An 8,696-nucleotide genomic window follows, 5' to 3' on the forward strand; every position below is an offset into this window, starting at 1 on the left:
ATGAACGTTGAGATTAATTTACTTCCGAAAAAAGCAAGGGGTAATCGCATTCAACTTCTTCTTCTGTTTCTTTTAATTATCACGATGATGATGGTAGTCGTATTTGGCTTTCTTTTTCATCAAAATCAAGAGCAACGAAGTCAACAGTTGGAAAGAGAGATTGAAAATGTTAGAGCAATGCAACAGGTTATTACTGCGAGACAAGCTAATATGGGTTCAGACGGAAGTAAGTTGGAATCGGCAGTGGAAGAATTAGAGGGGCAACGAAAGCCAATATCTCGATTACTAGAGACATTTGTCCGTCAACTTCCTGAACGCGGCTTTATTGAAACGTTTGAATATCAAGAGGAAGGTATTATTACTGCGGATATTCAATTTGATGAACAACGAGAGGCAGCAAGCTTTCTCCATGCCGTTGATGAGCTAGTTGTTGTCGAAGAAGCGATGATTGATGAAATGTTAGCAGAAGAAATTATCTTAAATGAAGATGAATGGAATGAAGAGGTATTACCCAGGTATGTCGCTAGTTTTACGATTACTCTTGACACAAAAATGCTTTTAAGCCCTGATTTGTGGGAGGAACAACTAGAAGATGAATTAGGAGAAGTGCTTGACGAGGGAATGGAAGGTGAAAATGAATGAATGTAGAAAATAAAAGAATTCGGTTCCTTGCTATTTCCTTAATAAGTCTTTTCGCTGTAGGTTTACTGGCATATTATCTTTTAGTTATTCAACCACTTAACGAGCAAATTTCTGACCAGGAAGATCAACTTATGACCGAAGAAGACATTTTATACTCTTTAGAAAACTCCCAGGAGGAGACTGTTGAATACGAGGACCATCAAATCACTTCACTTCTCAAGCGAGTTCCTGTACATCCTTGGATTGATCATTGGATGATTGATATTGAGAGATTGGAAATCGTCTCTGACATCTCTATAGAGGAGTTTGTTTTTTCGAAAGATATATTGCTCAGGCCATCATTTGATAATATCGAAGAAGAATCAGAGGAAGCAGAAGAAAGAATTACCGATCAAAATGAACCTGCAGAGGAGCTTGATACTGATATAGAAGATGTCGAGGATCCAGTTGTAGTTGAAACCGATTCAACTCAACAAGATATAAATGGAATAACAGCTAGCTTAACTGGGCACGCTGAGACATACGAAAATATATACGACTATATTGCTGAAATTGAAAAGCTGGAACGTTTCACAGAGGTCTATTCCCTTTATTTTCAGGCCCCGTCTGAAGCAACACTATTAGAGGATGAGTATGAGTTAGAAGGAGAAGAAGAAGTTGAAGAGGAGGATGAAACAATCGTCTTTAATGTTCTTGTCAGCACATACTATATGGAAGAATTACTACCTGAGTTTGGAGAATTTGAACGACAGGGGCCATTTAGCACTCCTTTTAATAAAGAAACACCTTTCTTTCAATTACCATAGCGAAAAATTAAAAACTATCTTTTAAATGACAGGTGAGATGACCTTTTCTTTTCTATCTTTTTTGTTCTAATCTATCGTTTTGGAACGTAAAATAATATAAACGTATTGAAAAAGGGGACAGGTAGAATGAAAAAAAGTCTCGTCAGCCTAAATAAAGAACGTCATATATATTATAAGATAGAGAATGGCAGAAATGATTTACCTTTGGATAAGAATGAGAAAACTCAGCCTGTTACCGGCATCTCCAGTGATGATGATCCAAACAAAGTAATTGGTATGGAAAGCAAACGAAAAAAACCCATGGAGCCCTTTTGGGATGATGGTATAAGTGAACAAAGTCCAAAACTTCCACCTGTTAAAAGAAAAAAGAGTAAAGGTAGCCAGTTCAAGCTCAATTTTTTTAAAAATATTGTCTTTTTATCGATAGCATCTGCCATTTTAGTAGGTGGGGCTTTTGGTATGATGTTGCTTTCTTTGTTTACTAATAACAGTGAGAACACAACTGACCTGGGGGTAGAGCAGAGCACTCCTCAGAGTCAAGTGCAAGGTGTAAGTTCGGAAGGGGAAAACGAGAAATTTTCCGTTCCTGCATTTGATGTGTTTGTTGCGCAGGGGGGAGCATTTACAACGGAAGAAAAAGGCAAAGAAATGCAGAATCTACTCTCTGAAAAAGGACAACCTTCCGTACTCATGAAAGAGGGAGACACGCAGTATTTATTTATGGGTGTCGCTGCAGGTAAAGACACATCAGAAGCTCTAGGAAATTATTACCAAAAACAAGAAATGGATACGTACATGAAATCTTATGCGATATATGCTGATCAAATCGAAGTTGAAAAGCCAGTACACCAATTTTTAGCAGATGGGGTGCAATGGATGAAAGGCGCAACGCAAATTTCTATGAATGAAATAGCGGGAGCGCAGCCAACCGAGAATGAGATTTCCCAGTTTCAGCAATTGGGTGCAAAGTGGATTACATCTTTTAAAGAGTTGCCTAGTCAGGATGAAACGATGAATACTTTATTGAAAGATTGGATTGTAAACAGCCAAGCTGTTATGGATGTCTATTCTTCAAATGAAACTGCTGCTCCTCATGCATGGGAAATTCAAAAAAGCGTTCTAGAAGGAATGATCGATTACAATGCGATTGTTAATCAATTAGAGTCATGAAAAAATAATCAGTTAGTTTTCTGGATATAAGATTGAATCAAGAGGAAGAGTTTGGTAAAATTTAATAGTCTCTTCCTCTTATCTTTATAAATGACTACTCTTCGGTTTTTAATAGAGTAAAGGAGCAGACGCGCATGAAACCTTTGATATTAGCCTCGCAATCGCCAAGAAGAAAGCAGCTTTTAGAACAAGCCGGCCTTTCATTTACCGTAATCCCAAGTGATGTAGAAGAAAAATTGACGAAGAAAAACCTACCTGAAGATTTGGTAGCTTCTTTAGCCTATCAAAAGGCGTTAAATGTATACGAGCGATATCCTGATCATCTAGTACTTGGATCGGACACCGTTGTCTCGCTTGACTCACACATACTAGGAAAGCCAACTGATGATGATGACGCAAGGAGAATGCTTCGGATGTTATCGGGAGGCTGGCATACGGTATTGACAGGAGTCACTCTCCTTTCTGCCGAAAAAGAAGTGACGTTTGTGGAAAAAACGGAGGTGAAGTTTTTCTCATTAAGCGAGGAAGATATTAGTATGTACATAAAAAGTGGTGAACCCGTTGATAAAGCTGGAGCCTATGGAATTCAAGGGTTAGGTGCCATGTTGGTAGAAAAAATAAATGGTGATTATTTTGCGATTGTCGGGTTGCCGATTGCAAAGGTTGTTCGTGCATTGAAGACGTTTAATGATCATGTGTGAATTCCTGATGTACCCAGCTGAATCTTGACTCTAGGTACGAAAGGTATCAAAAGGAGGAATTATATTGACAATGCCTATGATGATTTATCTTGTGGTCTAAGTTATAAATAATACAAAGATAAGATTATAGAGTGTAAATTCATATATATTAGTTGTTATAGCTCTTTTATATTATTAACTATTATGGACTTTGAGTACAATTATTAATACTTAGATTTGTCTGGTAATTGTATATATATTCAGGAGAGTAGAAAGATCATTAAAGAGAAAGATACAGGTATTGCGGTTAACCGCAATACCTGTATCTTTCTCTTTTTCATTTCCCCTTGAGAAATAAGGAATTTAACCGATACAATATATGTAATTAACGTTGGATGTATCTATGTTTGTAGTTCGTAATTTAAATGTATGCAACCCATATCTTAAACTACAGAATAATTAATGTTTTAGTAATTCTCTCTTAGTAGAGGTGCTTTTAGTACATAAGTGTTGAATACCCTATAATTTCATAGATAATAAAAGAGAAATTAATTAATAGGCAAGGATATATTCAAGGGGGATTAGGATGAAAGAGAGAAGATATAAATTTGTTGTTAGTACCGGTAGATATTTTTTGAAACAGGTAGGCAGTTATTTTGAAACCGATAGAGTAATAATAGGGGTGAAGGATATTGAAGGTAATATAATTTATCCGCATCCGATATCCTCATTTCTATATACTCAATATCATAGAAAATCAGGTTCTATTAATACAGAATTGACTGCAGCAAAAACAATAGTTCCTTTTCTTAATTATGTACTAAATATGGAGGAGTCAATAGGGATAGCACATTTAAAAACATATCATGCTAATGAATACTTAGAATACTGTGTAAAGGAAAAAGGCAATAAGCAAAACACATTGAATATGAAGGAAAACTATATATCCACTTTTTATCGATATTTATTAAAACAAGATATTTTAAAGGAAAAACCACTATTTGTATTATCAAAGTATTATTACAAAAATGAAGAAAAAACATCAAGTAAATTAGATTTCACTTACAAAAAAACGGATGAAACATTATTAAGAGAAAAAGTTAAGAGAAAAGACTTTGTACCGCAACAGCACCAAAATAATGAAGACAGAAAAATAATTAGACTAAATTATATCAGAGAATTTTTGTTAGTTGCATTAGAGGCTGCACCAGATATTGCATTTGCAGTTGCATTACAATTTTATGGTGGTTTGCGAGCGGGTGAAGTATTAAACTTAGATCAAAACTCAATTATAACTCTAGAGGGATCTAAATACGGAGAATCAGGAATGGTCTTATTAATAAGAGATAGGCAAAATGAACTTTTTCCTCATAAAAAATCAAGAGCAGAAGAACAAGTTAAGAGACCTAGAGACCAATCAGTTTTATTAGATCCAATTGTAAGTTTATTCTACGAGCGTCACATAAATAAAATATTACGTTCTAAAAAAGATTCTAATAATAAAACTGCATTGTTCTCTAATGCTAAGGGCGAGCCATTATCTTATACTGTATATTATAAGAAGTTTAAAGAATTAAAAAATTTTTACTTTGGTAAATTGTTTGCTACAAAAGGTAGGTTTCAGGACTATCAGGATTTTTCTGGCACTAGAATATCTACACATATTGGTAGAGGTGCATTTACTAATATGTGTTTGGATGCCGGCTTTACAGCTAGACAAACAGCTATTTTAAGAGGTGATATGTCTGTTTTATCTATGGAATCGTATAAAGATCAGATTTCAGCTTCATATAATATTACTAGAGCACTAGGGATGCTTGAACCACAAAACTTTAAATTTGTATCTGATTTAAATATACCGTCATCTTCAGTAAGTTCTAATTTTGATAATAAGGGGGAATCATGAAATGAAAGAAGGTAATAATCTAAACGGATATGTAAATCTGACAGAAGTAATAAAGCTTTTAGGGAGAAGTGAAAGTAGTGATAAGATTAGAGATTTGGACTTAGTTAAAAGAATTCCTAATGTCAAAATAAAAAATACTTCAACTCAAACATTTTATTGCCTTCAAGATATTCAAAATTTTATAAATAATCATATTAGCAAAGAAGAAATTATAAGTCTTGTAAATCGTTCGAAACAATTCATTATGAATTACATTAAAAAAAATAACATTAAACCTTATATATTAGTAAACTCACCATCACAAATATATTATCCAAGGGAGAAAATATATACTCTTTTTTCAGAATATATAGAAAAACCATTGAAATTTATTAATAACAAAGAATATATTGATATCTATAAATTAGCATCATTAGTTGGTAGAGATGCAAATAGATTGAGTGACAATAACCTTATTCAAAAGTTTGCAGAGTATGTGTTGAATATACCAAATTTGAAAGTGGTAAATGAAAATGGAAGAGATTATTATTGTCTTGATGATGTCGAGATGTTCCTTTCAGATTATATTTCTATAAAAGATTCAATTCATTTATTAAAGGTTTCTTTAGATAGTTTTGATAACCTTATTAACGATCATTCAATTAAAGGGATATTTTTAGGTAAAAAGAAAGAGAACTTATTTTATCCAAGGATTGATATAGAAGAATTAGTCGAAAGTACTCCTTATGACACAGATATATATATATCAATATATGACATTTCTGATAATTATTTTCAAAAGTTACCACCAAACTTTATTATTGAGTTAAAAAGCAACTTAAGAAAAGAACTTAAAGGACATGTCACTGAAATCGAGATCACAGGAAAATTTCAAAATGTGAAATCAAATAGGTACATTTATACTGTTTATTTAAAAAGTGAGATATTGAAATTTTTTGAAGGACATATTAGCAAAAAAGAAGTTCAAAAGTACTTATTAGAATTAGCCAGTCACGGTGTAGTTCGAAAGGTCTTTAAAAAATTCGCGGACATGTTAACCATTCACCTAGGTAAAAATAATAATGCAATATTTTATAATGAATTTGACTTTAAAAAGTTAATTGAAGAGGTTGAAATAGAAAATAAAGCTATTGAAAATAGGAAAAAGCCCATACATAAAAACGGGGATAGGAAATATTATTCAGGAGTGGAAACAAAAAAAATATTAAATTTAAGTGAGAAAATTTACAAGAAAATTGAAGGACAAGAATTACCTATTGCTTATTATCAAGGTCATCAACCTTATTTTGATTCAATAGATGTAGACAATTTTTTAAATAAATTAAAAGCAGAACTAGAATACATTAATAATGATTATTACACAGTTGAGCAAATCAAACAAAAATATAATAGCAAATATTTAGCAGTGCTTAAAAACAAAAATAATTCATTGGAAATTGAGTATAAAGAGCTTTCAATATACTTGAAGAATTGGTTGAAAAGTAATGGTGGCCATGTATTTAAGAAAGATAAAGTTGATTCTTATTGGGAATCTTATTTTAACAAAATATCACTTAATGAAATATCGATGGAAAATCCATTTGAGGAGTTTGTTTATAAGGTTGAAGAGGTTTTGAATTTAGAGTTTCCTAATGATTTAAAAAACACGAAAAAATTGTGGTATGAAAATGTAGAAAAAACCTTAATAAAATCAAATACGACGACTATTTCACATTTAATTCATTCATTTATAAACACTACAGAAAGTATTCTTAGTATTTTCACTAAAGAAATTTATTATTATAAAACTGCTGAAATAAATAAAAAATTCCTAAATCCCTACAATTCAATTTCAAGGATACAACAAGGGCAATTTTATAGCTTTGTTAGAAAGGTTGTTGATACATTTGATTTACAAAACCAGCCCATTCAAATCGTTTTAGACAACCTTAACAATCCCTCTGATTATAAAACAATTTACCACCGAGATAGTACATCAATTTATACAGTACAAGAATATCATCAATTTTACAATTATTGTTTGCAAGTAGATATCCATAAAGCAAAAGCATTGTCTGATGCCAAAAGATATATCGAGGATTCTGATAAAGGGTTGTCAAGAGTTAGATATAAAAAATATGATAGTACTTGGTTATATGTTCTAGTTCAACTGACAAATAACTGGCGTCATAACACGGTTATCACACAAATACCAAGAATAGATCTTTCAAATACTAGGATTACGAGCTTGAACTGGTTAGAAAAAAATGAACCGTCTATAGAAGATGCAAATGATATTATTTTTCAAATAGGAAGGTATGTACAGCACATTCATAAGACTAATGTAAATTCTGAAAGTGCATTTAATATTGGAGAACCGATGAAAATAGCTTTCGCAACTGCTATAGCTATTTGTGAAATGAGGACTCAATTAACAAATAACAATAGTGAAATCTTAATTAGATTAACGTTAGGGAAAGACCCCTTATCAATAAGATTAAATAAAAATAGATACCCTTATGATGCATTTTTTTCTGAATTTACAAATGATTTAGTATTTGAAAATCGTAAAATGAATAGAACATTAAATACACTGATATGGTCTGTTTTAAGACATCTTGGCAAAGGTCTTAAAGAATCACAAGTATCAAGAGCTCACAAGAATCAACAAACAACAATTGATCATTATATAAAATTAGACCAGGATCAAGTGGATCATTTAGTATTGGAGTTGTTTGAACGAAATAGCTTTGGACATGTGACACAAATATTTAATAAGGTTTTATTTGGAGCAGAGATTGATAGAATTAATGAAACGGAGAATATTATAAACACTCATGAAAATTTTGGAGATCCAATAAAGATTGAAGCTACAAGTGGATTGATTAATAAACTTGCTAAAGAACGAGAGGCGGTATCGGATTATTTAAGAAAAAAAGATAGTGATAAGGTTTGGAATCTTTATTTAAATTCAATTGCAGGAAATCTCCCTTCAAAAGAAAGGTATTACCAATGTGTATATACAGAATGTAAATATGAAGATGAATATGGTCAAATGCCTGATTGCCATTCTTGTGGAGCTGCAATTGTAAATGTGTATGCTTTATCTCAATTGATGGATGTTTATGTAAACCTTCTAGACAAAATCGCAAAAGAATTTAAGGTTATGCCGTTGGGTGAAAAGAGAAAATTAGCAAACCATTTCCATTTATTGTACGAGGTTGTTAGTGATGCCAGAGTTACATTTGGTAGGAAAGTTCTTGATGGTTTTATTGACGGTGGTGAGGAAAGGTTAAAGTCTCTAGGTAAGCTTGTCTCTTCATATAATCTAAAGAAATTATTAACAATAAAGGATAATAGAGATATGACAAAGTGAGGGAATTAATTTGGGGAATATTTTAAGTATAAATACAATACTACAAGAAATTAAGCATCAAAATATTAATGAAAGTGTTGATTTAAAAGAGCTAATTGCTGACGCTAAAAGTACATTAAGACAATATTCCGATATAC

6 protein-coding genes are annotated in these 8,696 nt (G+C 32.2%); all 6 read left to right on the forward strand.

The window, feature by feature from the left end; all coding sequences use genetic code 11:
* The 6 genes from ACHABW_RS09150 (at position 1) to ACHABW_RS09175 (ending at position 8,559) form a co-directional block, all read left to right on the forward strand.
* A complete protein-coding gene (locus tag ACHABW_RS09150; RefSeq protein ID WP_435755019.1) occupies positions 1 to 642 on the forward strand; it encodes a PilN domain-containing protein in 642 nt (213 codons plus the stop codon).
* Complete coding sequence (locus ACHABW_RS09155) at positions 639 to 1,448, forward strand: hypothetical protein (protein WP_435755020.1); 810 nt, start codon at positions 639 to 641, stop codon at positions 1,446 to 1,448. The genes ACHABW_RS09150 and ACHABW_RS09155 overlap by 4 nt, the downstream gene beginning before the upstream one ends.
* 126 nt (positions 1,449 to 1,574) lie before the next feature.
* Entirely contained in the window at positions 1,575 to 2,618 is a 1,044-nt protein-coding gene (locus ACHABW_RS09160) for a hypothetical protein (protein WP_435755021.1), read from the forward strand.
* Positions 2,619 to 2,752: 134 nt separating this feature from the next.
* Entirely contained in the window at positions 2,753 to 3,319 is a 567-nt protein-coding gene (locus ACHABW_RS09165) for a Maf family protein (protein WP_435755022.1), read from the forward strand.
* 565 nt (positions 3,320 to 3,884) lie between these two features.
* Entirely contained in the window at positions 3,885 to 5,204 is a 1,320-nt protein-coding gene (locus ACHABW_RS09170; protein ID WP_435755023.1) for a hypothetical protein, read from the forward strand.
* 1 nt (position 5,205) lies between these two features.
* Positions 5,206 to 8,559: a DNA-binding protein gene (locus tag ACHABW_RS09175; RefSeq protein WP_435755024.1), complete on the forward strand. Its 3,354-nt coding sequence runs from the start codon at positions 5,206 to 5,208 to the stop codon at positions 8,557 to 8,559.
* Positions 8,560 to 8,696 lie beyond the last annotated feature (137 nt).

Origin of the sequence: Salipaludibacillus sp. CF4.18, from assembly GCF_051262595.1 — a bacterium.
GTDB lineage: Bacteria > Bacillota > Bacilli > Bacillales > Salisediminibacteriaceae > Salipaludibacillus > Salipaludibacillus neizhouensis.